This is a genomic window from Nonomuraea angiospora (assembly GCF_014873145.1).
GTDB lineage: Bacteria > Actinomycetota > Actinomycetes > Streptosporangiales > Streptosporangiaceae > Nonomuraea > Nonomuraea angiospora.
The window spans coordinates 1876002-1896062 of the sequence record NZ_JADBEK010000001.1 but is presented as its reverse complement, the minus strand read 5'-3'; the positions used below and the strand labels follow the sequence as shown (position 1 = coordinate 1896062).

The 20061-nt window shown below is 71.9% G+C and carries 28 protein-coding genes; 17 read left to right on the top strand and 11 right to left on the bottom strand.

Annotated elements, in window-relative coordinates:
• Nucleotides 1–5: 5 nt before the first annotated feature.
• From H4W80_RS08680 to H4W80_RS08670, 3 genes are read left to right on the top strand one after another with little or no spacing between them, the layout of a single operon-like run.
• On the top strand, nt 6–683 hold the full coding sequence (locus H4W80_RS08680; RefSeq protein WP_192784601.1) for an SDR family oxidoreductase: 678 nt from the start codon (nt 6–8) through the stop codon (nt 681–683).
• On the top strand, nt 674–1543 hold the full coding sequence (locus H4W80_RS08675) for a glycosyltransferase family 9 protein (RefSeq protein ID WP_192784600.1): 870 nt from the start codon (nt 674–676) through the stop codon (nt 1541–1543). Before H4W80_RS08680 ends, H4W80_RS08675 begins: the two co-directional genes overlap by 10 nt.
• Nucleotides 1528–2475: a UDP-glucuronic acid decarboxylase family protein gene (locus H4W80_RS08670; RefSeq protein ID WP_192784599.1), complete on the top strand. Its 948-nt coding sequence runs from the start codon at nt 1528–1530 to the stop codon at nt 2473–2475. Before H4W80_RS08675 ends, H4W80_RS08670 begins: the two co-directional genes overlap by 16 nt.
• Before the next feature lie 12 nt (nt 2476–2487).
• On the opposite strand, the gene H4W80_RS08665 is transcribed toward H4W80_RS08670, so the two are convergent.
• The gene (locus H4W80_RS08665) at nt 2488–3093 is read right to left on the bottom strand and encodes a flavodoxin family protein (protein ID WP_192784598.1); all 606 of its coding nucleotides are present in this window, start codon (nt 3091–3093) and stop codon (nt 2488–2490) included.
• Between the two features lie 103 nt (nt 3094–3196).
• On the opposite strand from H4W80_RS08665, the gene H4W80_RS08660 reads away from it, so the two are divergent.
• Both H4W80_RS08660 and H4W80_RS08655 read left to right on the top strand, forming a co-directional pair.
• The gene (locus H4W80_RS08660; RefSeq protein ID WP_192784597.1) at nt 3197–3763 is read left to right on the top strand and encodes an SRPBCC family protein; all 567 of its coding nucleotides are present in this window, start codon (nt 3197–3199) and stop codon (nt 3761–3763) included.
• A 108-nt stretch (nt 3764–3871) separates the two neighbouring features.
• Nucleotides 3872–4192, top strand: coding sequence for a plasmid stabilization protein (locus tag H4W80_RS08655; protein WP_192784596.1), 321 nt, complete (start codon nt 3872–3874; stop codon nt 4190–4192).
• A gap of 48 nt (nt 4193–4240) precedes the next feature.
• Here H4W80_RS08655 and H4W80_RS08650 read toward each other — a convergent pair whose 3' ends face one another.
• Entirely contained in the window at nt 4241–4480 is a 240-nt protein-coding gene (locus tag H4W80_RS08650) for a hypothetical protein (protein WP_192784595.1), read from the bottom strand.
• A 641-nt stretch (nt 4481–5121) separates the two neighbouring features.
• On the opposite strand from H4W80_RS08650, the gene H4W80_RS08645 reads away from it, so the two are divergent.
• From H4W80_RS08645 to H4W80_RS08600, 10 genes are read left to right on the top strand one after another with little or no spacing between them, the layout of a single operon-like run.
• Nucleotides 5122–5595: a hypothetical protein gene (locus H4W80_RS08645; protein ID WP_192784594.1), complete on the top strand. Its 474-nt coding sequence runs from the start codon at nt 5122–5124 to the stop codon at nt 5593–5595.
• Between the two features lie 5 nt (nt 5596–5600).
• Nucleotides 5601–6758 carry an SRPBCC family protein gene (locus H4W80_RS08640; RefSeq protein WP_192784593.1) on the top strand — a complete coding sequence of 386 codons (1158 nt, stop codon included), beginning with the start codon at nt 5601–5603 and terminating at the stop codon, nt 6756–6758.
• 18 nt (nt 6759–6776) lie between these two features.
• The gene (gvpJ, locus tag H4W80_RS08635; protein WP_192784592.1) at nt 6777–7187 is read left to right on the top strand and encodes a gas vesicle protein GvpJ; all 411 of its coding nucleotides are present in this window, start codon (nt 6777–6779) and stop codon (nt 7185–7187) included.
• A gap of 2 nt (nt 7188–7189) precedes the next feature.
• On the top strand, nt 7190–7996 hold the full coding sequence (locus H4W80_RS08630) for a GvpL/GvpF family gas vesicle protein (RefSeq protein WP_192784591.1): 807 nt from the start codon (nt 7190–7192) through the stop codon (nt 7994–7996).
• Complete coding sequence (locus tag H4W80_RS08625; protein WP_192784590.1) at nt 7996–8241, top strand: gas vesicle protein GvpG; 246 nt, start codon at nt 7996–7998, stop codon at nt 8239–8241. Before H4W80_RS08630 ends, H4W80_RS08625 begins: the two co-directional genes overlap by 1 nt.
• Before the next feature lie 4 nt (nt 8242–8245).
• On the top strand, nt 8246–8617 hold the full coding sequence (gene gvpO / locus H4W80_RS08620; RefSeq protein WP_192784589.1) for a gas vesicle protein GvpO: 372 nt from the start codon (nt 8246–8248) through the stop codon (nt 8615–8617).
• On the top strand, nt 8614–9042 hold the full coding sequence (locus H4W80_RS08615; protein WP_192784588.1) for a gas vesicle protein: 429 nt from the start codon (nt 8614–8616) through the stop codon (nt 9040–9042). Before gvpO ends, H4W80_RS08615 begins: the two co-directional genes overlap by 4 nt.
• A complete protein-coding gene (locus tag H4W80_RS08610) occupies nt 9035–9811 on the top strand; it encodes a GvpL/GvpF family gas vesicle protein (RefSeq protein ID WP_192784587.1) in 777 nt (258 codons plus the stop codon). Before H4W80_RS08615 ends, H4W80_RS08610 begins: the two co-directional genes overlap by 8 nt.
• Nucleotides 9808–10047, top strand: a complete 240-nt coding sequence (locus H4W80_RS08605) for a gas vesicle protein (RefSeq protein ID WP_192784586.1) — start codon at nt 9808–9810, stop codon at nt 10045–10047. The genes H4W80_RS08610 and H4W80_RS08605 overlap by 4 nt, the downstream gene beginning before the upstream one ends.
• A 10-nt stretch (nt 10048–10057) precedes the next feature.
• Entirely contained in the window at nt 10058–10354 is a 297-nt protein-coding gene (locus H4W80_RS08600; protein ID WP_318786767.1) for a gas vesicle protein K, read from the top strand.
• A gap of 7 nt (nt 10355–10361) precedes the next feature.
• Here H4W80_RS08600 and H4W80_RS08595 read toward each other — a convergent pair whose 3' ends face one another.
• From H4W80_RS08595 to H4W80_RS08570, 7 genes are all read right to left on the bottom strand, one after another.
• Complete coding sequence (locus H4W80_RS08595) at nt 10362–10721, bottom strand: hypothetical protein (protein WP_192784584.1); 360 nt, start codon at nt 10719–10721, stop codon at nt 10362–10364.
• Entirely contained in the window at nt 10708–11085 is a 378-nt protein-coding gene (locus H4W80_RS08590) for a hypothetical protein (RefSeq protein ID WP_192784583.1), read from the bottom strand. Before H4W80_RS08590 ends, H4W80_RS08595 begins: the two co-directional genes overlap by 14 nt.
• Nucleotides 11082–12311, bottom strand: a complete 1230-nt coding sequence (locus H4W80_RS08585) for an NRAMP family divalent metal transporter (RefSeq protein WP_192784582.1) — start codon at nt 12309–12311, stop codon at nt 11082–11084. Before H4W80_RS08585 ends, H4W80_RS08590 begins: the two co-directional genes overlap by 4 nt.
• Nucleotides 12308–12739, bottom strand: coding sequence for a hypothetical protein (locus H4W80_RS08580; RefSeq protein WP_192784581.1), 432 nt, complete (start codon nt 12737–12739; stop codon nt 12308–12310). The genes H4W80_RS08585 and H4W80_RS08580 overlap by 4 nt, the downstream gene beginning before the upstream one ends.
• Nucleotides 12736–12867: a hypothetical protein gene (locus H4W80_RS62550; RefSeq protein ID WP_264085969.1), complete on the bottom strand. Its 132-nt coding sequence runs from the start codon at nt 12865–12867 to the stop codon at nt 12736–12738. Before H4W80_RS62550 ends, H4W80_RS08580 begins: the two co-directional genes overlap by 4 nt.
• Nucleotides 12868–12891: 24 nt before the next feature.
• A complete protein-coding gene (locus H4W80_RS08575; protein WP_192784580.1) occupies nt 12892–13545 on the bottom strand; it encodes a family 16 glycosylhydrolase in 654 nt (217 codons plus the stop codon).
• 195 nt (nt 13546–13740) lie between these two features.
• The gene (locus tag H4W80_RS08570; protein ID WP_192784579.1) at nt 13741–14136 is read right to left on the bottom strand and encodes a hypothetical protein; all 396 of its coding nucleotides are present in this window, start codon (nt 14134–14136) and stop codon (nt 13741–13743) included.
• A 205-nt stretch (nt 14137–14341) separates the two neighbouring features.
• On the opposite strand from H4W80_RS08570, the gene H4W80_RS08565 reads away from it, so the two are divergent.
• On the top strand, nt 14342–16432 hold the full coding sequence (locus tag H4W80_RS08565; protein ID WP_192784578.1) for a hypothetical protein: 2091 nt from the start codon (nt 14342–14344) through the stop codon (nt 16430–16432).
• Here the strand turns inward: H4W80_RS08565 and H4W80_RS08560 are convergent.
• Together H4W80_RS08560 and H4W80_RS08555 are read right to left on the bottom strand one after the other, a co-directional pair.
• Nucleotides 16423–17766 carry a translation initiation factor IF-2 gene (locus tag H4W80_RS08560; protein WP_192784577.1) on the bottom strand — a complete coding sequence of 448 codons (1344 nt, stop codon included), beginning with the start codon at nt 17764–17766 and terminating at the stop codon, nt 16423–16425. The two genes, H4W80_RS08565 and H4W80_RS08560, sit on opposite strands and share 10 nt — an antisense overlap.
• A 14-nt stretch (nt 17767–17780) precedes the next feature.
• The gene (locus H4W80_RS08555; RefSeq protein WP_192784576.1) at nt 17781–18074 is read right to left on the bottom strand and encodes a hypothetical protein; all 294 of its coding nucleotides are present in this window, start codon (nt 18072–18074) and stop codon (nt 17781–17783) included.
• A 173-nt stretch (nt 18075–18247) separates the two neighbouring features.
• On the opposite strand from H4W80_RS08555, the gene H4W80_RS08550 reads away from it, so the two are divergent.
• The gene (locus H4W80_RS08550) at nt 18248–20032 is read left to right on the top strand and encodes a cellulase family glycosylhydrolase (RefSeq protein ID WP_192784575.1); all 1785 of its coding nucleotides are present in this window, start codon (nt 18248–18250) and stop codon (nt 20030–20032) included.
• The last annotated feature ends 29 nt before the right edge of the window (nt 20033–20061 follow it).

Genomic DNA, 20061 nt, shown 5'->3' with positions numbered 1-20061 from the left:
GAACGATGCTCGGAGACATCCTGATCACCGGCGGCGCGTCGGGCCTGGGCCACGCCGTGGCCGAGGCGGTCGCCAAGGCGGGAGGCAGGCCCCTGGTGGTGGACCTGCGCGCCGCCGACGGATTCGACCACGCGGTGGCCGACCTGGCCGACCGGAGCCAGGCCGAACGCGCGGTGCGGGAGCTGGCCGAGCGGGCCGGCGGCCTCGACGGCGTCGTCACCGCGGCCGGGATCGACGCCTGCGGCCGGCTGGAGGACGTGACCGCCGACGACTGGGAACGGGTGATCAAGGTCAACCTCATGGGGACGGCCGCGGTCGTCCGGGCCGCGCTGCCGTACCTGCGGGAGTCCTCCGGGCGGGTGGTGACCTGCGCCTCGACGCTGGGCCTGCGCGCGGTGAGCGACGCGACGGCCTACTGCGCGGCCAAGTTCGGCGTGGTGGGCTTCACCAGGGCGCTGGCCGCCGAGCTGGCCGGCCAGGTCGGGGTCACGATGCTGGTCCCCGGCGGGATGGCGACGCGCTTCTTCGACGGGCGGCCGGAGCAGTACCAGCCGGGACCCGACGCGCGGCTCAACCGGCCGGAGGACGTGGCGCAGACCGTGGTGTTCGCGCTGTCGCAGCCGCCCGGCTGCGAGGTGCGCGAGCTGGTCGTCTGCCCGTCCACGGAGACCTCGTGGCCCTAGACGTGCTGGCGCTGCGCGGGCTCGGGCTCGGTGACCTGCTGACGGCGGTCCCGGCGCTGCGGGCGCTGCGCCGCGCCTTCCCCGCCCGCCGCCTCGTGCTGGCCGGGCCGCCGGCGCTCGCGCCGCTGCTGCCCGTCGACGAGGTGATCGAGGTGCGGGGTCCGGGCCCCGTCCCGTATGACGGGGCCGAGGTCGCGGTGAACCTGCACGGCCGCGGCCCGCAGAGCACGCGGGCGCTGCGCGCGACCCGCCCGGGGCTGCTGCTCACCCACGGCGGGGACGGCCCGCCGTGGCGCGCGGACGTGCACGAGGTGCGCCGCTGGTGCGATCTACTGGAGTGGTACGGCATCGCGGCCGACCCGGCCGACCTGTACCTGGGGCGCGGCGACCGGAGCGGGCCCGTGGTGGTCCATCCCGGCGCGGGCGCCCCGTCCAGAAGGTGGCCCGTGGACCGGTTCGCGGCGGTGGTCGCCGCGCTGCGGGCCCGCGGCAGGCGGGTGGTCGTCACGGGGAGCCCGGCCGAGCGGGAGCTGGCCGAGCGGGTCGCCGGCGGCACGGGTGCCACGGTCGCCGCCGGGCGCACGGACGTGCGGCGGCTGGCCCGGCTGGTCCGCGACGCGCGGCTGGTGGTGTGCGGCGACACCGGGGTAGGACACCTGGCCACCGCCTACCGCACCCCTTCGGTGCTGCTGTTCGGGCCGGTCTCTCCCGCTCTGTGGGGGCCGCCCGCAGCCGGGCCGCACGTCGTGCTGTGGAAAGGCGGCACCGGTGACCCGCACGGACGCGAGCCCGACGCCGGCCTGCTGGAGATCGGAGTCGACGAGGTGATCGAGGTGATGGCGCGATGCGAGTCGTGGTGACCGGAGGGGCCGGGTTCCTCGGCTCCCACCTGTGCGAGAAGCTGCTGGACGGGGGAGCGGAGGTCGTCTGCATGGACAGCTTCCTCACCGGCTCCCCGCGCAATCTCGAACACCTGCTGGACCGTACGGGGCTGCGGATCGTCGAGTGCGACCTGACGGGCTTCGTACACGTGCCCGGCGAGGTGGACCTGGTGCTGCACTTCGCCTCGGCCGCCTCGCCCGCCGACTACCTGAAGCACCCGATCGAGACGCTCAAGGTGGGCAGCATGGGCACGCTGCACGCGCTCGGCCTGGCCAAGGAGAAGCAGGCCCGGTTCGTGCTGGCCTCCACCAGCGAGGTCTACGGCGACCCGCTCGAACACCCGCAGCGCGAGACGTACTGGGGCAACGTCAACCCCGTCGGACCGCGCAGCGTCTACGACGAGGCCAAACGCTTCGCCGAGTCGCTGACCACCGCCTACCGCAACTCCCACGGCGTGGACACCGGCATCGTGCGCATCTTCAACACCTACGGGCCCCGGATGCGGCCCTTCGACGGCCGGGCGATCCCGACCTTCGTCCGGCAGGCCCTGGCGGGCGAGCCGATCACGGTGACCGGCGACGGCAGCCAGACCCGCTCCATCTGCTACGTCGACGACACCGTGGACGGCGTCCTGCGCATGGCACGCAGCGACTTCGCCGGACCTGTGAACATCGGCAATCCCGACGAGCTGACGATGGCGGAGCTGGCCGGTCTCATCCGCGACCTGGCGGGCTCGTCGTCACCGATCGAGTTCATCGACAGGCCCGTGGACGATCCGAGCGTCCGCCGGCCCGACACCAGCCTGGCCGAGGCCGAGCTGGGCTGGCGGCCCGTCGTGGGGATGGAGGAGGGCCTGCGCAGAACGATCGCGTGGTTCTCCAGGCTCGACAGCCCCGTCCCCACGACCTGACCGGCTCCGGACTCACTCCGGTGGCGCGGTCATGGGCCTGGCCTCCAGCGCCCGGGCGACGGCGACCAGATTGGCCGCCATCGCGCGAGCGGTCTTGTGCGACCACTCGTGGCCGCGCGCGTCGTCCAGGTAGTCCGGCCCGGCGCCCGGCCCGAGGTGCCAGTACGTCCACGCCTGGCCGGGGATGGTGTAGCCGATGTCCACCAGGGCGCCGCAGACCTCGCTGATCACGTGGTGGGCGCCGTCCTCGTTGCCGGTGTTGACCACCCCGGCGACCCGGTTGTAGGCGACCGGTCGGCCGGTGTCGTCCGTCTCGGAGATCATCGCGTCGAGCCGCTCGATCACGCGTTGCGCGAGTGAGGACGGGTGACCGACCCACGTCGGAGTGGCGATGACGAGGATCTCCGACCGGAGCAGCTTGTCGTGCACGGCGGGCCAGTCGTCGCCCGGGCCCATGTCCGTCCGGACGCCGGGACGCAGGTCCAGGTCCACGGCCCTGATCATGTCCACGTCGACCTCGCGTTCGCGCAGTGCGGCGCTGACGACCTCGGCGAGGGCCTCGGTGTTGGAGGGCTCGGGCGAGGGCTTCAAAGTGCAGTTGATGACCACGGCTTGCATGATTCGGGGCCTCTCCGTCGGACGTTATAGGCCCGCATACCCGAACGGAGACCGTCAAACGGTTGACGTTAGCCACGATCCACACTGGGCAGAGAGCGAGACCATGAGCACGATCGAGTACTCCCTAGACGTCAAGGTCCCGATCCGCGTCGCCTACAACCAGTGGACGCAGTTCGAGACGTTCCCCGAATTCATGGAAGGGGTGGAGTCGGTCAAGCAGCACACCGACACCCGCGCCACCTGGCTGGCCGAGATCGCCGGGGTGAAGCGCGAGTTCGAGACCGAGATCACCGAGCAGCACCCCGACGAGCGCGTCGCCTGGCACACGCTCGACAAGCCCCACCACGCCGGCGTCGTCACCTTCCACCGCATCGACGACACCACCACCCGCGTCACCCTCCAGATGGAGTACGACCCCGAGGGCTTCGTCGAGACCGCCGGCGACTGGCTCCAGATCGTCCGCATGCGCGTCCAGGGCGACCTGCGCCGCTTCAAGGACTACATCGAGACCCGCGGCAGCGAGACCGGCGCCTGGCGCGGCAGCGTGCCGCCCCAGCACGCCGGCGACGCCGTCCCGCGGCCCGACGCGCCGTTTCCGGGGGCCGCCACGCCGTCGCCGCGCCCCGGCCCCGGCACCGGCTATCCGCCGCCCACGCAGCCCGGCCTGTAGTCCACGCGGCCGCGCCTCCCGCCGGGAGGCGCGGCCGGTTCGTTTCGTGGCTTTCAGCTGGGTAGATGGCAAACAAGCCAACCGCGAACAGTGGGCAAAGGGGGAGACATGCCTCGCGGATCAAGCCGGAAACGGGAACGACAGTACGAGCACATCAAGGAAAGCTCCAAGAAGCGGGGCGAGAGCGACAAGCGGGCCAAGGAGATCGCCGCCCGGACCGTGAACAAGGAACGCGCCAGGGCCGGTGAGTCGCGGACCGCCAGCCGTACCTCGACTCAGGACATGTCCTCAAGCCGGCGCGGAGGGCTGCGCTCGCACTCCGGAGCGGGTGGCCGTACGCGGGATCAGCTCTACGAGGAGGCCAAGCGCCGCAACATCAAGGGCCGCTCGAAGATGAGCAAGGCACAACTGGAGAAGGCCCTCGGTTAGCCGGACGCCCTGCCGGGAGCTGGGGGCCTCCAGCGTTCCGGCAGGGCGTCAGCCGTGCCACTCCAGCTCGCCGCGTCCGGTGAGGAACTCCTCGGCCACGGGCCATTCCAGGGGCCGCGGCATCGGGCAGGTGGTGCGGATCCGGGACAGCTCCCGGTGGGCGCGGGCCAGGCCGGCGAAGTCGCGCGGGTAGGCGCGGGTGTCGACCCCGGTGAAGACGCCCAGCTTGCGGGCCCGCGCCAGCATCTTGCGCCAGTCGTCGGCGGAGGACAGACCGACGGAGTCCACCAGTCCCGGTACAGGTCGGCGACCACCGGGCTCAGGTCCTCCGGCTCGCCGAAGCGCATGCGGACCAGCCGCCACCGGTTGCGTTCGGCGAGCTCTTCCAGGTCGGCGAGCAGTTCGGGCCGGAATCCCCACTCCGCCTCCCGGCTTTCGCCGTCGGCAGGCGGATAGTCCCAGCGCGATCGCCCGGCCCGGTAGCGGGCGAGGTAGTCGGCCACGCGCGGTACGCCGCCGCCATTTGACCCGGAAGTACGTCATACCGGCGATCATCAGCCGGTCCTGGTTGGCGTCGTGCATGTGGTGCAGCACCAGGTCGGGGTTGGCATCGAGCAGCGCCTGGCCCGCGGCGAGGTGGATCATGGCGCCGTTGGAGGAGCCGATGAAGGCCACCGGGTACGGGCGGCGCGGGTAGTGCCCGGTCACCCAGCGCGCCAGGTCGCCGGAGCGGAGTTAAGGCCGCCCCTCCACCCGGATCGTGATCGCACGAACCCCCTGCGTGGCGCGTCTGCGGATGGCCAGGTTCAGGAAGAGCAATCGTTGCCAACCGAACGAAGCTCTGTCCATTTTTGGGGTTTATGTGTTTCTGTGTCCGCTTCACGGGCAGGGTGGGACCGATCGGGTCACCCGACTGAGGAGGGCTGGTCATGAAGGACAGGTGCCGAGTGGCGCTGGCTCTCGCCGCAGGCTATTACCTGGGCCGGCGTCGCAAGCTGCGCTGGGCGACCGCCCTGGCGGCGGCCGGGGTGGCCGGTGCGTTGCGCAAGAGCGAAGGTGGCGGGGGCCTCCTGGGACAAGGGCTGAAGATTCTCGGCTCGTCCCCGGAGATCGAGCAACTCACCGGCCGGCTGCGAGGAGAACTGCTTGAGGTCGGCAAGGCGGCCGCTGTCGCCGCGACCAGCAGGCAGATCGACTCCCTGACCGAGAAGCTGCACGGGCGAGCCGAGTCGATCCGGCAGGCGGGCCGCCCGCGTGCCGAGGAGGAGGAGCCGGAAGAGGAGGAAGAAGAGTACGGCGAGGAGGCGTACGACGAGGAGCCTCCGGAGGAGAAGCCCCGCGTGCGGCGGCCGAGAGTCGGACGGGTGCCGTCCGTCCCGCCGGTGCGCAGAGGGCGGAGGTGAGAGCCATGGCGCAGGAGAGCAAGGCCGGGCCGGTCCAGAAGGCCGCACAAGAGGTGCTGCCGAAGGACCTCCTCATGGAGGGGGCGCAGAAGCTGGTCCAGGCTCTCGTGGAGCGGGCGCTGTCGTCCCTCACCGATCGGCTCGAAGGCATGACGGGCCGGCTGACCGATTTCGCGGAGGGCGGCGGAGGCGGCGGGCTGCTGAGCGCCATCACCGGATCGGAGGGCGTGAGTCCCGGGAAAATCCTCGGGAAATCGCTTCTGTCCGGAGCGGGAACGGCCGTCAAGGAGACGATCAAAGGACTGGGGAAGAAAGGGAAAAGAGCCGGGAAGGTGCGCGTCGTCAACATCGTCGAATGGATCGACGTGGGCGCCCCGATCCGGATCGTCTATAACACGTGGACCCAGTTCGAGTCTTTCCCGGGCTACATGAAAAAGGTGGAGAACGTCGACCAGGCCTCCGATGAGAAGGTCAACTGGAAGGCGCAGATCTTCTGGTCCCACCGGACCTGGGAGTCGCACATCATCGAGCAGGTGCCCGACCAGCGGATCATCTGGCGGTCGAAGGGGCCCAAGGGCTTCGTCGACGGCGCGGTGACCTTCCACGCCGTCACCCCCGATCTCACCCGCATCCTGCTCGTCCTCGAGTACCACCCGCAGGGCATGTTCGAGCACGTCGGCAACATCTGGCGGGCGCAGGGCAGGCGGGCGCGGCTGGAGTTCAAGCACTTCCGGCGGCACGTGATGACGCAGACCATGCTGCATCCGGAAGAGGCGGAGGAAGACGGCTGGCGTGGCGTGATCCACGACAGCAAGGTGGTCAAGACGCACGAGGAGGCCGTCGAGGAAGAGCAGGCCGAAGCAGAGGGGCGGGCCGAAGAAGAAGAGGAGCGGCCGGAAGAGGGAAAGGCCGAGGAGCCCGCGGAAGAAGAGCGGGAAGAGGAGCCGGAAGGCGAATACGAGGAGGAAGAGGAGCCCGAAGAAGAATACGAGGAGGAGCCGGAAGAAGAGGAAGAGGAAGAAGAAGAGCGAACCCGTGCCGAGACCGGAAAGGGCCAGGGCGCCCGGCGCCCGGCGCGACGACGTCCCGCGGAAGAGGAAGAGGAAGAGGAAGAGGAGCCCCGGCGGCCGGTGCGCCGCAGGGTGGCGACCCGACGCGGGTGACGATCGAGGAGCGAGGAAATGACTGTACAACCCGCGGCGGGCGGCGGAATGGCAGAACGTCCGACCCCGACGGGTCTGGCGGACGTGATCGACACGATCCTCGACAAGGGACTGGTGATCGACGCCTATGTCCGGGTCTCACTGGTCGGCATCGAGCTTCTGACCATCGACACGCGCATCGTGATCGCCAGCGTCGACACCTACCTGCGCTTCGCCGAGGCCGTGAACCGGCTGGATCTCACCGAGCAGAGCCAGGGCCTGCCGGAGATCATGCAGGAGATGAAGGGCGGCCAGATCGGCGACAGGACCAAGGACATCACGCAAGGGGTGCTGGAGGCCGCCGGGGACAAGCTGCACGAGCTCGTCGGCGACGTCACCGAGGACTCCGGACGCCGGACCGCCCGGCCCCGCCGGAGGGAGGAAGGCTGACCATGGCCGAGTCTGTCGACACCGTTCCCTCCTCCGCGGAGGAGGAGCGCACGCCTCTGGACCGGGACCTCAGCACCTACGTCTACGGAATCGTGCCGGAGGACGTCCAGGTCTCCGACGACGCGCGCGGTGTGGCCGGCGCCCCCGTGCGCCTGGTACGGCACGGCAAGATCGCGGCCCTGGTGAGCGAGGTGGCGATCGAGCGCCCGCTGGGCACGCCCGACGACCTCGTGGCGCACCAGCAGCTGCTGGACGCCACCGCGGCCGAGGTCCCCGTGCTTCCCCTGCGCTTCGGCGCGGTGCTGACGGACCGGCAGGCGGTGGTGGACGAGCTGCTGGGCCCGTACCACGACGAGTTCCTCTCCGCCCTCGACGAGCTGGAGGGACGGGCCGAGTTCGTCGTCAAGGGACGCTACGACGAGCGGGCGGTGCTCATGGAGGTGCTCAACGAGAACGTCGAGGCGGCCCAGCTCCGCGACGAGATCCGGGGCAAGCCCGAGGCGGCGACCAGGGAGGCGCGCATCCGGCTCGGAGAGGTCGTCAACCAGGCGGTCAGCGCCAAACGGGAGGCCGACACCGGGGCCGTCCTCGACCGGCTCGCCCCGCTCAGCGTCTTCACCGTCGTCCGCGAGCCGTCCCACGAGCGGGACGCCGTCCACCTCGCGCTCCTGGTCGAGAGCGACCGCCGCGGCGAGCTGGAGAAGGCCGTGGAGGAGTACGCCCGGCTGTGGGCGGGACGGATCGAGCTGGAGCTGCACGGCCCGCTGGCGCCGTACGACTTCGTGGTGAGCGGCGGGGAGGGCGGCTGATGGGCCTGCTCAGCCTCGTCTTCGGCTGGCCGGTGGCGCCGCTGCGCGGCGTGATCCGGCTCGGTGAGCTGATCCAGGAACAGGTCGAGCGCGAGATGCGCGATCCGACGGTGGTCAGGCACCGACTGGAGGAGATCGAGGCGTCCCGGGCCGCCGGCCTGATCTCCGAGGAGGAGGAGGCCCTGCAGATGCGGGAGGTCCTTCAGGGCATGATGGGCGGCTTCGGTCCGGTCGAGGGGAGGTGATCCCGTGCCTGAGAGGCGAAGGTCTCGCGAAGAGGGGGTTCCGCCTCCGGCGCGCTCGAGAGATCCCGCCGGCGACACCGCCGAGCGGCCGAAGCGCCGCCCTCGCGGGCTGTCCGCCGCGAGCGCGGGAGGGCTCGGGCTGCAGCACATCGCGGACCTGACCGGCAGGGAGACGGAGGGCGTGACCCGGGTGAAGCCCGAGGAGGACGGGTGGCTCGTCAACGTCGAGGTCGTCGAGGACCGCCGCATCCCCTCCTCCGGCGACATCCTCGCACTGTACGAGGCCGAGCTGGACCCGGAGGGCGACCTGCTCTCCTACCGGAGGCTGCGGCGTTACCGGCGTGGCAGCGGCGACTACGCGGAGGAGTCGCGATGACCGAGCAGTACCGGCCGGGGGTCGTGGGACGCCAGTCCTACCCTTCCTCGGTGTCCTCGGGTCGCGAACCGGCCAACCTGGGCGACATCCTCGAACGGGTCCTCGACCGGGGCGTGGTGATCGCCGGGGACATCCGCGTGAACCTGCTGGACATCGAGCTGCTCACGATCAAGCTGCGGCTGATCATCGCCTCGGTCGACACCGCCAGGGAGATGGGCATCGACTGGTGGGAGCACGACCCCTGGCTCACCGGCAAGGACCAGGCCCTCGTCGAGGAGAACCGTCGGCTGCGCGACCGGATCGCGGCACTGGAGGAGGGCCGGCCGCGGCGGCGTGCCATCGAGCCGATCGAGGGCGAGGTCGAGTCCGTGGAGGACCGGCCGGTCAGGAGGACGGAGGCGAGAAGGGACGAGCGTGGTGGATGACGCCGGTACGTACCTCTACGCCGTGGCGAGCGACGTGGCCGTTCCCTGCCCCGAGGGCCTGAAGGGGGTGGCCGGCCGGGACGTGCGGGCCATCGCCCAGTCCGGCCTGGTCGCGTACGTGAGCACCGTCCCGCTGGAGCAGTTCGGCGAGGAGCCGCTGCGGCGGTCCATGGAGGACCTCGACTGGCTGGGCGCGACCGCCCACGCCCACCACCGCGTGGTGGAGGCGGTGGCGCGGCTCGGGCCGGTCGCACCGGTGCGCCTCGTCACGGTCTACAGCGGCGAGGAGCAGGTCCGCCGCCTGCTGGAGGAGCGGCACGACGACTTCGCCGACACGCTCGCCCGCGTCGCGGGCCGGCAGGAGTGGGGGGTGAAGGCGTACGTAGTGAAGACCGAGGCCGCCCCCGTGGCGCCCGAGCCGGCCGCCGAGGAGCCGGCCAGTCCCGGCACCGCCTACCTCAAGCGCCGCCAGGCGAGCCTGCGCACCCGCGAGGAGTCGTGGCGCGACGCGGGGGCGCGCGCCGAGCGCATCCACGACGTCCTCAGGTGCGTCGCGGTCGCGAGCCGCCGGCACCGGGCGCAGGACCCGCAGCTTTCCGGCAGGGACGAGTGGATGGTCCTCAACGGCGCCTACCTGGTCGACGAGGAGCGCGCGGAGGAGTTCGCGCGCGCTCTGGACGACCTGCGCGGGCAGGGGATCGAGCTGGAGCTCACCGGCCCATGGGCGCCCTACTCGTTCACGGTCCTGGAGGAGGGAGGCCCGCGATGACCCACGACGCGCCGCCGCGCGGCGCCGTCCTGGCAGCGGAGGAGCGCCTGCCGGCGGAGCGGGTGGCGCTGGTCGACCTGCTGGACCGGCTCCTGGCCGGCGGCGTGGTGGTGAGCGGGGACCTCGTCCTGTCCATCGCGGACATCGACCTGGTACGCATCTCCGTCCGCGCGCTGATCATGTCGATTCGCGAATCCGACACGTTCGGGGGCGTCGATGGCGAGCCCTGGAAATGAGCCGGCCCGGGTGCGGGAGGCGCGATCCAGCCGGCTGCGCATCGAAGCCGACCGGGAAGCGGTCGAACGCGACCTGTCACGCCTCGTCCTGACCCTGGTCGAGCTCGTGCGCCAGCTCGTGGAGCGGCAGTGCGTGCGGCGGATGGAGCAGGGCGACCTGTCGGACGAGCAGGTCGAGGTGCTGGGCGTGACGTTGATGCGGCTGGAGGAGGCCATGACGGAGCTGTGCGAGCGCTTCGACCTGTCGCCGTCGGACCTCAACCTCGACCTCGGGCCGCTCGGCACGCTCCTTCCCGAGGACCGCTGACCCCGGCTCAAGGGCCGCTGTCCTGGTAGAGGTCGTGGACCGAGGTCAGCTCGTCCAGGGGGACGCGCAGCAGGACGCCGTCGTCGTCGATCCTGTCCACGTGCTCCCACGGCACGTAGCGGGTGTTGCGGTGCAGCACCTTGAGCACGGCCCTGACCAGCCACGGGCCCTTGATGGCCGGGCCCCGCTCGTAGCCGAACAGCCGTCCGGTGTGGCGGGTCACGACGATCAGGCCGGCCACGCGGAAGGCGTGCTGGACCTGCCGGAGCAGCGGCCCGTCCTGCACCAGGCGCACGTCGGCGACCTGACCGGCGGGCCGGCCCGAGCTGTCGCGGACCGGGCGGGCGAGCAGGTCACTCAGTCTCATGCCAGGCTCCGGGGATGGGTTCGATGAGGCGGGTGCGGACCCAGCGTTCGAGCGCGGGCGGGGTCAGGTCGCCGCCGACGTGGACGGCACTGGCGACGCGGCTGACGTCCGCCATGGGGAGGCGGGGCGGGTCCTGGGCGCCGAGCAGGCGGGCGACGCCCGTCATGAGCCTGCCGAGCACCCCACCGAGGCGCGGCCCGAGCGCGAGCGGGCCCATCAGGATCGCGGTGACGTACGGACGGCCCTGCTCGTCGAGGGCCAGCTCCAGATCGTCGACCTTGCACACCAGCCGGCCGTCGCGGTCGTGCACCACCTGCCGGTCGAGCAGGTGCAACTGGGCGTGCAGCACGCGTGCTTCCGTCATTGGCCCGCCTTCGTGGCCAGCATGAGGGGGATGGCGGCGATCGACACCACGACGAGAAGGATCATGAAAACCGTGCCAAGGGTGTTGGAGAAGACGCCGTTCACCTTGTCTCCCATGTAGTCGCGATCGTTGGAGATCATCAGCACCGGCAGGTACGTCAGCGGCAGCGCCGCCGCCGAGAACACCAGCGAGTACTCGGTCACCATGATCGGGTCGATGCTGGTCAGGATCAGCGCGGTCGCCACGATCATCACGATGAGCACCGTGGCGTGGAAGCGGGCCGCCTCGCGCGGGCGCACCCGCTTGCCCCACTGCCAGCCGAAATACTGGCTCAGGCTGTAGCCCGACGACAGCGCCACTTCGAGCGTCGCGCCGAGCGTGGCCGCGAACACGCCGAGGATCACCAGCGCCAGCCCGACCTGCCCGGCCCCGAGGGCGACCGGCAGCACCATCTGGTCCAGGGACTCCACCTGCACGTGGACCGGCAGGAACACGGTGGCCGCGCACGCCGCGATCGCCAGCGACAGCAGCCCGCCGAGCGGGAAGCCGATCAGCACGTTCGCCCGGGAGACCGACAGGTCGCGGCGGGTCCAGTTCTCCTCCACCCCGCCGGAGGAGAAGAAGAACACCTCGTACGGGGTCATCGCCCCGCCGAGCAGCGCGATCGCGTAGTAGAAGTAGGTGGGCAGCCCCTCGTCCGGCGGCGGCGCGGGCCGGCTGGCCTGGCGCCACAGCTCGCCCCAGTCGGGCCCGAGCTGCCACAGCGCGACGACGAAGATCACCAGTGCGAGCCCGACCAGCCCGAAGACGCGCTCCAGCGTCTCGAACCGCACCCGCCACATCACCAGCCACGCCGCGAACGCCACGGCCGGCACCCACAGCAGGTAGTTGACGCCGGTGGCCAGCTCCAGGGCCAGCGCCGCGCCGCCGATCTCGGCCGCCACCGTCATCGCCAGGATGAAGAACGACGCGCCCAGGTTCGCCAGCCCCGCCTTCGGGCCGAGCCGCTCGCGTACCAGGTCGAACACCGCCCGCCCCGAGACCGCCGCGATCCGGCCCGACATCTCGGCGAACACGCAGATGCCCAGCACCCCCAGCAGCACCACCCACGCCAGCGACATGCCGAACCGCGAGCCCACCAGGGCGTTGGCGACCAGATCGCCGATGTCCACGAAGCCGCCGATCGCGGTCAGGATGCCCAGCGTGATGCCCAGGAATCGCTTCATTCGTGCTCGTCCTGGAAACGTCGCAGGCTCTCGCCCAGCCCGGCCAGCTCCCGTGCCGCTCCGGCCGGATCCTCGACGCGGTCGCGCCTGACCTCCACCAGCAGCCCGGAGACGGCCTTCTCGGCCCGATCGCCGATCTCCAGCAACCGCCCGCCCAGCGCCTCGGCCCGCTCCGACGGCGGCTGCACGGCCCCGAACTGGTCGTTGACGACCTGCACCTGCTCGGCCGCGTTCGTCAGCAGCACCGTCAGGTACGGCCGCGTCAGCCGCCCGCCCCCGCCGACGGCCAGCCGCACCGCCTCGACCGTCGAGCCGACCGCCTCCGCCGACGCGGCCGCCTTCAGCTCGTAGTCACGCTCGTCCCACGCCGGACTCGAACACCCCGGCACCAGCAGGCCGACCAGTACGAGCGCCCACACCCGCCTCATGCCCGCCGCCGCAGCAGCACGTACGCGAGCGCGCCCAGCAGGGCGAGGTACTGTCCCCAGGCCAGCAGTAAGACAAGACCCTCATCCATCATGACCGTGGACTGCCCAGGCCGACGCCGAACAGTCACCGGTCCTTTACTGACGGACTCACCTCACCAGGCGCGCGTCCGGCCGAACCACACGTTGCGGGCGCGGAAATAGGTGTCGCCGTCGGGGCCGGGCCGCTGGTCGGCCCAGCCGTCGCCGCCCTTCTCGACGTTGGAGGCGTAGGAGCCCATCTGCAGGTTGATGATGAGCGTCTGCGCGACACCGGCCCAGCCGTAGCCGATGTGGGTGGCCACGTAATCCCCGTCGAAGTAGTAGTCGAGCTTGACGTCGTCGCCGCTCTTGTACATCCAGACCCGATACGTGTGAAACACGTCGGGGTCGGCGACGGGCACCTCGGAGCGCTGGTAGGTCTCTCCGCTGCCGGTCTTGTAGTACGTGTTGAAGAAGTTGACGGCCTTGCCCTGCTCGTCGACGCCGACGTATTCCAGGATGTCGGTCTCCGGCGGCCATTCCGGCCAGGTGCCGGTGGTCCAGAAAGCGGGCCAGATGCCCGGCCCGGTCTGCGTCGCGAACTCGCCCTCGATGTCGTACTCGGGGAACTGGTCGTTGACGATGATCTGCCGCTTGGCGTGGACGGCGCCGGAGCGGTACCACAGGGGGGCGTGCGGGGGCTGCGGGCTGATCCCGGACGGGGCCGGCAGCCTGGTCGCCTTCAGGGTCAGCACGCCCTGGCTGAGGGAGACCTGGGCGGCGTCCATGCGCGCGGCGCCGTTGTGCGTGTCGGGGTCGCTGTCCCAGGGATAAAGGTGGTTCCACGCCGCGTTGAAGGCCGTCTGACTGTTGAACGAGGTCTTTTCGACGAGGTTCTCCCAGGTGGCCGCACTACGGCCGGCGCGATCGGCGGCATGGCCCGCCGCGTCCGCCAGCGCCCCGCGTTGACGCCTCGGCGTGGCTCACCGCCGGTCGGGCGGACCTGGCGTGCCGATGTTGATGGAGCCGGAGATGTCGCCGGCCTGGACGACCGTGCCGGTGATGCGCGCGTCGCCGCCGATGGTGTTGCTGACGTCATGCTTGTACTGCAGGAGGCGGGCCGTCTCGCCGGCCCAGTCCGTCAGCGACCGCCCGAACTCGGCGTCCGCGTGCGCGTGGTCCACCAGGACGCGCGTCGTCTCCTCCGGTGACCTCGTGTCGGCCTGCTCCAAGGCGGCCGTCACGGCGGCGTCCGTGCCGAACCGCCGCCGCGCGAGGGCCGTCAGCGAGCCCCACGCGCTCTTGCCGGCCTCGCCCGCGGCGCCTCCGACGACGGCGGAGACCACCGCAGTCAAGGTGGCGATGACGCTCGGATCCATCGCTCCTCTTTCGCGGGTGACAGGTGTCCTTCGAGCGTAGATCCCCACCGGGGCCGGGCGAGCGCGGCACGGATACTCATGCCGATCGGTTATGGCTTCCCCTTGCGGATCCGGGAGCCCCGGCCGAAGGGGAACACTCCTGAACCGTGACCGGCGAAGAGCGTTCATGGGCGAGGCGGGCGCGGTGAGCGCCGAAGGGGGCGGAATGGTCCGCAATGAGCTCTCCGGGCAGGTGACCGGTGCGGTGGTGCAGGCCGCGGACGTCGGCGTCATCAACATCGCCGCAGCGCCCGCCATGCCCGCCGCTCCCGCCCGGGTCCCCCGGCAGGTGCCCGCGGAGCCACCCGGTTTCGTCAACAGGACGGCCGAGCTGTCGTTGCTCGACCGGCACCTCGCCGCCGGCCCCGCCGTGGCGGTCGTCAGCGGCCTGAAGGGGGTCGGCACGAGCGCGGTCGGGCGGCGCTGGGCCCACCGGGCGCGGGAGCGCTTCAGCGACGGCCAGCTCTACGTGGACCTCGGCGCGCTGCGGCACGGCGGGGCGACCGGGGTGAGCGACGTCCTCGCCGCCTTCCTGCGGGCGCTCGGCGTCCACGACAGCTGGATCCCGGAGGAGCTGCCGGAGCGGGCGGCGATGTTCCGCTCGATGACGGCGGGGTCGCGGCTGCTCGTGCTGGTGGACGGCGCGGAGCACGCCGCGGAGGTGACGCCGCTGTGCCCGGCCTCGCCCGGCAGCGCCGTCGTGGTGACCAGCCACCGTCAGCTGCGCGGGCTGCTCGCCGAGGGCGCGGTGCCCGTCACGATCGGCCCGCTGGACGCCGAGCAGGGGCTGCGGCTGCTGGCCGGGATCCTCGGCGAGGAACGCGTCGCCGGGCAGCGCGCGCACGCCGCCGAGCTGGTACGGCTGTGCGGCGGGCTACCGATCGCCCTGCGGATGGCCGGCGCGCAACTGCTGCGGCACCCGGCGTGGACGGTCGAACGGCTGATCCGGGACCTGGTAGAGGCCGGACGGCGTCTCGACCGGCCGGCCGGGGAGGGCGGGGTGTACGTGGACGCGTTCTTCGAGGCGGTCTATGAGGGGTTGCCGGAAGGCGCCGCCCGGCTCTACCGGCTGCTCGGCGTGCTGCCGGGCAGCGCGTTCAGCCCGGACCTCGCCGCCGCCGTCCTGGACGGCGAGCCGGATCAGGCGCTGGACCTGCTGCTCGACGCGCATCTGGTGGAGGAGTTCGCGCAGGACCGCTACCGGATGCACGACCTCGTCCGCCTGCACGCCGCCCGTCGTGCGCGCGGCGCGGAGCCGCCCGAGGCGCGGGAGTCGGCGCTGCGGCGGGCGGCGGAGTGGTACCTGACCGGGGCGGCCGCCGCCGACGCCGCGATGGGCCGCAGGCTGCGGCTGGCCGACCACGGCGAGCGCCTTTCCGGCGCCGGCTGGTCGTTCGCCTCGCGCGGTGAAGCCCTCGACTGGCTCGACGCCGAACGCGCCGACCTGCTCGCGGTGCTGCGCGCCGCCGCCGCGCGCGAGTGGGACGAGCTCGTCTGGCAGCTGGCCGAAGCGCTCTGGCCGCTGCACCACGATCGCGGCTATCACGCCGACTGCGCCGAGGCCAACGCTCTGGGGGTGGAGGCCGCGCTCCGCCTGGAGGCCCCCGCCGTGGAGGCCAGGATGCGCAACCAGGCGGCCCGCGCCCTGCTGATGCTCGGCGAGCTCGACCAGGCGCGGGACCAGCTCGTACGGGCCCGGCGGGCGGCCCGCGCGTCCGGCGACCCGAGGATGGAGGCGGTGGTCCTGGAGTCGCTGGGCCGTGCCGCCCTCCTCCGGGCCGAGCCCGACGCCGCCGCAGAGAGCTTCGCCGCGGCCTCGGCCATCCACGAGCGGGCGGGCAACGGCCGAGGGGTCGGCATGCAGCAGTACCACCTCGGCCTCGCCCACCTGGACGCCGGCCGGCACGGGGAGGCGGCGGCCGCCCTCGGCCGAGCCCTGCCCCTCATGGTCGCCGCCGGAGACGCGCTCAGCCAGGGGCGCATCCACCTGGAGCTGGCCAGGGCCCAGCGCGGACTCGGCCGTCCCGCCGACGCGGTCCGGTCGGCGCGGACCGCCGCGGAGATCACGCGCGAGTGCCGGGTGCCGGTGAAGGAGACCCAGGCGTGGGAGCTCCTGGCGGAGCTGGCCGAGGATCGCGGCGACCGCGAGGAGGCGGCGGACTGCCTGCGCCGCGCCCTGGCGATCTGCCTGGCCTCGGGCAACTTGCCCAGGGCCGAGACGTTGCGGGCCCGCCTGGCCGCCGTGGATCAACCCTGATCCCAGGCGTCACAGTCGATGACCACCTGCCGGTCGCCCACCCGGACGGTGATCCCGGAGCGAAGCTCCTCCCGGCTCCGGCCCCGCACGAGCCAGCCGTACACCGCGGACGGCAGGCATCGAGGGTCGGGATCGCCGCCGCGGACCGGCGTGGTGCCGACCCGCAGCCGTTCCCCGCTCCTCAACGTCAGGTCGATCGAGCGGCCGCCGACGAGCTCGGCCACCATGAAGCAGCCGGGGTAGCGGCGCAGCGTCTCCTGGGCCCAGCCCGGCCGCGGGTCCCGGCCGACCACGATCGCGGCGTTCTCCAGCAGCCGCGGGTTCACCTCCTCGGCGTCCACGACCAGGTGCGGGTCCCGCACCCGGCCGCCGGGCCGGCGCTCCAGGACGGCGGGGTACCGGCGGACGGTCACGCGGTCGCCGCCGACCACCGTCTCCACCTCGAAGGAGAGCACCTCGCCGCGCTCGGGCAGCGGCTCGGCGAGCGGCCGGGCGGTCGCGGGCGTGCCGGGCTCGGGCAGCTCCATCAGCCGGTACGCCAGGCGCCGCAGCAGGCCCTCCGCCTGGCCGGGCATGCCGAGGGTACGTCCGGTGACGTCGTCGTGCGGCACGTGGGCCGCCATGACCTGCTCGATCTGCGGCAGGACGGCGCCGGCCGGGTCCAGCCGGGGCAGCGTGCTGGACAGCAGGGCGGTGGGGGAGTCGGGGTCGAGCTCGGCGGCCTCGCGTCCGGAGGAGGCCAGGAGCACCGGGCGGCCCAGGGCGGCGCCGTAGAAGGTGACGGAGCCGTGATCGCCGACGATCACGTCCGACGCCACGAGCGCGGCCTGCCAGCCCTGCTGCGGCGGGAGCAGCAGCAGGCCGCCGTCACGGGCGTCGGCCAGCCACAGGCGTAGCTGCAGGCCGCCGTGGCCGTACCAGGCGTTGGGGTGCGCCGCGAGCACGACCTGGTATTCGTCGACGGGCAGCTCGGCCACCAGCCGGGCCACCAGGTCGCCGTTCGCGCCGAGCAGGGAGTGCGCGCCCCACGTGGAGCTGACCAGCACCAGCTTGCGGTCCTGGCCCACCTCCAGAGCCCGCCGGTAGCGGTCGCGCCGGGCGAGGTTGGCCCGGATCCGGTCGAACACCAGGTCGCCGACCACCACGGCCCGCGGGAGCGCCTCGGGGCAGTCCCGCTCCAGCCGCGCCAGCTGCTCGTGATGCGACAGGGCGATGGCCGCCGGCACGACCCTGCCCTCGTGGACGAGCTGGCGCCGCGCGAGGCCCGAGGCCCCGCTCCCGGGGCCGTCCGCCGGACTGAGGAGCCGGTTGTGCCCGGCACCGTGCTGCACCACCCATAACGAGGGCTTCAGCCGGGGACGGCGAGGTGGAACGGCGTCTCCACCGCCTGCGACCAGGGCACGGTCCGCGCCTGCACGCCGCGCAGGAAGTCACCGACGCCATCGTCGAAGGCCGAGCCGGCCGCGACAGTGAACAGCACCTGCACGCGAGGGTCGGACCGGAACAGCGGCAGGATCTCCAGCAGCCGGCCGGCCGAGGTCACCGTGCGCGCCACCGCGAGGACGGTGCGGCCGGCGCCGACCGTGCGCCACCGGGAAGCCTCGTCCCCGACCGGAACGCGCAGCCAACGCCCGCCGCTCATGAGATCACACTGTATCTTCACCCGCCGGGATGAAAGTTTCAGCAGCGTTCGCCGCCTTATTCAAGGTCGGCGCGGCTGCCCCGTTCCCGGCGCGGGGCGCGTTCTTGCGAAGCGGACCGGTCGGGAAGAACGTTTGGGAGCGCTCCCATCCATAGAGTCACGGAGAACCCCCCATGTCCATTCACCGGAACGCGTGGCGCAGAGCCTTGTCGGCCGCGGCCGCCGTGCTGCTCGCCGGATTCGGTCTCGCCACCGCGCAGACCGCCGCCGAGGCCGCCGCGTCCTGTACGGCCACCTACTCCAAGGTCTGGGACAACGGCAGCGCCTTCGGCGCCAACATCAACGTCACCAACACCGGTGACCCGCTGACCACGTGGTCGTTGAGCTTCGACTTCCCCGGCAACCAGGTGATCACCCAGATGTGGGAGGGCGTGCCGACCCCGGCCACGCCCACCCCGGCGGGTGCGGCCGTCACCGTCAACCCGACCTCCTACAACGCCGTCAAGGGCGCCGGGGCGACGTGGACCGTCGGCTTCAACGGCACGTACACCGGCGCCAACAACCCGCCGCCCGGCGTCTCGTGCGCCGCCAACGGCAACGGCGGCCCGCAGCAGCAGGCTCTGGTGGTCTCCCCGACCAGCGTGAACGTGCCCGAGGGCGGGACCGCGAGCTACACGGTCCGCCTGCAGTCCCAGCCGACCGGCAACGTGACGGTCACCAGCACCGCGGGCACCGGCGACAGCGACATCACCGTGAGCGCCGGCGCGAGCCTGACCTTCACCACGGCCAACTGGAACACCGCGCAGACCGTGACGCTGCGCGCCGCGCAGGACACCGACCGGGTCAACGGCACCCGGCCCATCAGCGTCGCCTCCTCCGGCCTGACCAGCGTCACGGTCAACGCCACCGAGACCGATGACGACGACGGCACCAACCTCCCTGCGCCGAGCCTGCGCGTCTCCGGGAACAAGCTGGTCGCCAACAATGGCAACACCTACCGGCTGCTCGGCGTCAACCGGGCCAGCGGCGAGTTCGCCTGCGTGCAGGGCAAGGGCATGTGGGACAGCGGCCCGGTGGACAAGGCCTCGATCGACGCCATGAAGGCGTGGAACATCCACGCGGTCCGGATCCCGCTGAACGAGGAGTGCTGGATCGGCACCAACGGCTCGCCCAGCGGCGCCGCGTACCAGCAGAACGTCAAGGACTACGTGAACCTGCTGGTGAACAACGGCGTCACGCCGATCGTGGAGATGCACTGGAACTACGGCCAGTACACCGGTCAGGGCGCCGGCTGCTCAGACACCGCGGCGACCTGCCAGAAGCCGATGCCCGACGCGCAGTACGCGCCCACCTTCTGGACCGGCGTGGCCAACGCGTTCAAGGGCAACAACGCGGTGATCTTCGATCTGTTCAACGAGCCCTACCCGGACGCCGCCGCGAACTGGAACGCCACCGCCGGCTGGACCTGCTGGCGCGACGGCGGCACCTGCACCGGCATCAGCTACCAGGTGGCCGGCATGCAGTCGCTGGTCAACGCCGTGCGCGCCACCGGCGCCACCAACGTGATCATGCTCGGCGGCCTGGCCTGGTCCAACGACCTGAGCCAGTGGCTGACCTACAAGCCGACCGACCCGGCCGGCAACCTGATGGCCGCCTGGCACACCTACAACTTCAACACCTGCTCCAACGTCTCCTGCTGGGACAGCCAGGTCGGCGCCGTGGCCGCGCAGGTGCCGGTGTCCGCCGGTGAGATCGGCCAGAACTCCTGCGCCCACGACTACATCGACCAGGTGATGGCCTGGGCCGACGCGCACGGCGTCGGATACACGGCCTGGACCTGGAACCCGTGGGGCTGCAGCCAGGGCAACGTCCTCATCACCGACTACAACGGCACCCCCACCAGCACGTACGGCGAGGGCTTCAAGGCACACCTGCTCACCCAGAACCCCTACTCGTAGAACCCCAGGCCCGGCCCGCCACCGGGCGG

What these genes read in the sequence shown, in the direction of transcription:
- H4W80_RS08680 (WP_192784601.1), top strand. Translation starts at nt 6, where the DNA reads ATGCTCGGAGACATCCTGATCACCGGCGGCGCGTCGGGCCTGGGCCAC.
- H4W80_RS08670 (WP_192784599.1), top strand. Translation starts at nt 1,528, where the DNA reads ATGCGAGTCGTGGTGACCGGAGGGGCCGGGTTCCTCGGCTCCCACCTG.
- H4W80_RS08665 (WP_192784598.1), bottom strand. Translation starts at nt 3,093, where the DNA reads ATGCAAGCCGTGGTCATCAACTGCACTTTGAAGCCCTCGCCCGAGCCC.
- H4W80_RS08660 (WP_192784597.1), top strand. Translation starts at nt 3,197, where the DNA reads ATGAGCACGATCGAGTACTCCCTAGACGTCAAGGTCCCGATCCGCGTC.
- H4W80_RS08655 (WP_192784596.1), top strand. Translation starts at nt 3,872, where the DNA reads ATGCCTCGCGGATCAAGCCGGAAACGGGAACGACAGTACGAGCACATC.
- H4W80_RS08645 (WP_192784594.1), top strand. Translation starts at nt 5,122, where the DNA reads ATGAAGGACAGGTGCCGAGTGGCGCTGGCTCTCGCCGCAGGCTATTAC.
- H4W80_RS08640 (WP_192784593.1), top strand. Translation starts at nt 5,601, where the DNA reads ATGGCGCAGGAGAGCAAGGCCGGGCCGGTCCAGAAGGCCGCACAAGAG.
- gvpJ (WP_192784592.1), top strand. Translation starts at nt 6,777, where the DNA reads ATGACTGTACAACCCGCGGCGGGCGGCGGAATGGCAGAACGTCCGACC.
- H4W80_RS08630 (WP_192784591.1), top strand. Translation starts at nt 7,190, where the DNA reads ATGGCCGAGTCTGTCGACACCGTTCCCTCCTCCGCGGAGGAGGAGCGC.
- H4W80_RS08625 (WP_192784590.1), top strand. Translation starts at nt 7,996, where the DNA reads ATGGGCCTGCTCAGCCTCGTCTTCGGCTGGCCGGTGGCGCCGCTGCGC.
- H4W80_RS08615 (WP_192784588.1), top strand. Translation starts at nt 8,614, where the DNA reads ATGACCGAGCAGTACCGGCCGGGGGTCGTGGGACGCCAGTCCTACCCT.
- H4W80_RS08605 (WP_192784586.1), top strand. Translation starts at nt 9,808, where the DNA reads ATGACCCACGACGCGCCGCCGCGCGGCGCCGTCCTGGCAGCGGAGGAG.
- H4W80_RS08595 (WP_192784584.1), bottom strand. Translation starts at nt 10,721, where the DNA reads ATGAGACTGAGTGACCTGCTCGCCCGCCCGGTCCGCGACAGCTCGGGC.
- H4W80_RS08590 (WP_192784583.1), bottom strand. Translation starts at nt 11,085, where the DNA reads ATGACGGAAGCACGCGTGCTGCACGCCCAGTTGCACCTGCTCGACCGG.
- H4W80_RS08585 (WP_192784582.1), bottom strand. Translation starts at nt 12,311, where the DNA reads ATGAAGCGATTCCTGGGCATCACGCTGGGCATCCTGACCGCGATCGGC.
- H4W80_RS08580 (WP_192784581.1), bottom strand. Translation starts at nt 12,739, where the DNA reads ATGAGGCGGGTGTGGGCGCTCGTACTGGTCGGCCTGCTGGTGCCGGGG.
- H4W80_RS08575 (WP_192784580.1), bottom strand. Translation starts at nt 13,545, where the DNA reads ATGGACGCCGCCCAGGTCTCCCTCAGCCAGGGCGTGCTGACCCTGAAG.
- H4W80_RS08570 (WP_192784579.1), bottom strand. Translation starts at nt 14,136, where the DNA reads ATGGATCCGAGCGTCATCGCCACCTTGACTGCGGTGGTCTCCGCCGTC.
- H4W80_RS08565 (WP_192784578.1), top strand. Translation starts at nt 14,342, where the DNA reads ATGGTCCGCAATGAGCTCTCCGGGCAGGTGACCGGTGCGGTGGTGCAG.
- H4W80_RS08555 (WP_192784576.1), bottom strand. Translation starts at nt 18,074, where the DNA reads ATGAGCGGCGGGCGTTGGCTGCGCGTTCCGGTCGGGGACGAGGCTTCC.
- H4W80_RS08550 (WP_192784575.1), top strand. Translation starts at nt 18,248, where the DNA reads ATGTCCATTCACCGGAACGCGTGGCGCAGAGCCTTGTCGGCCGCGGCC.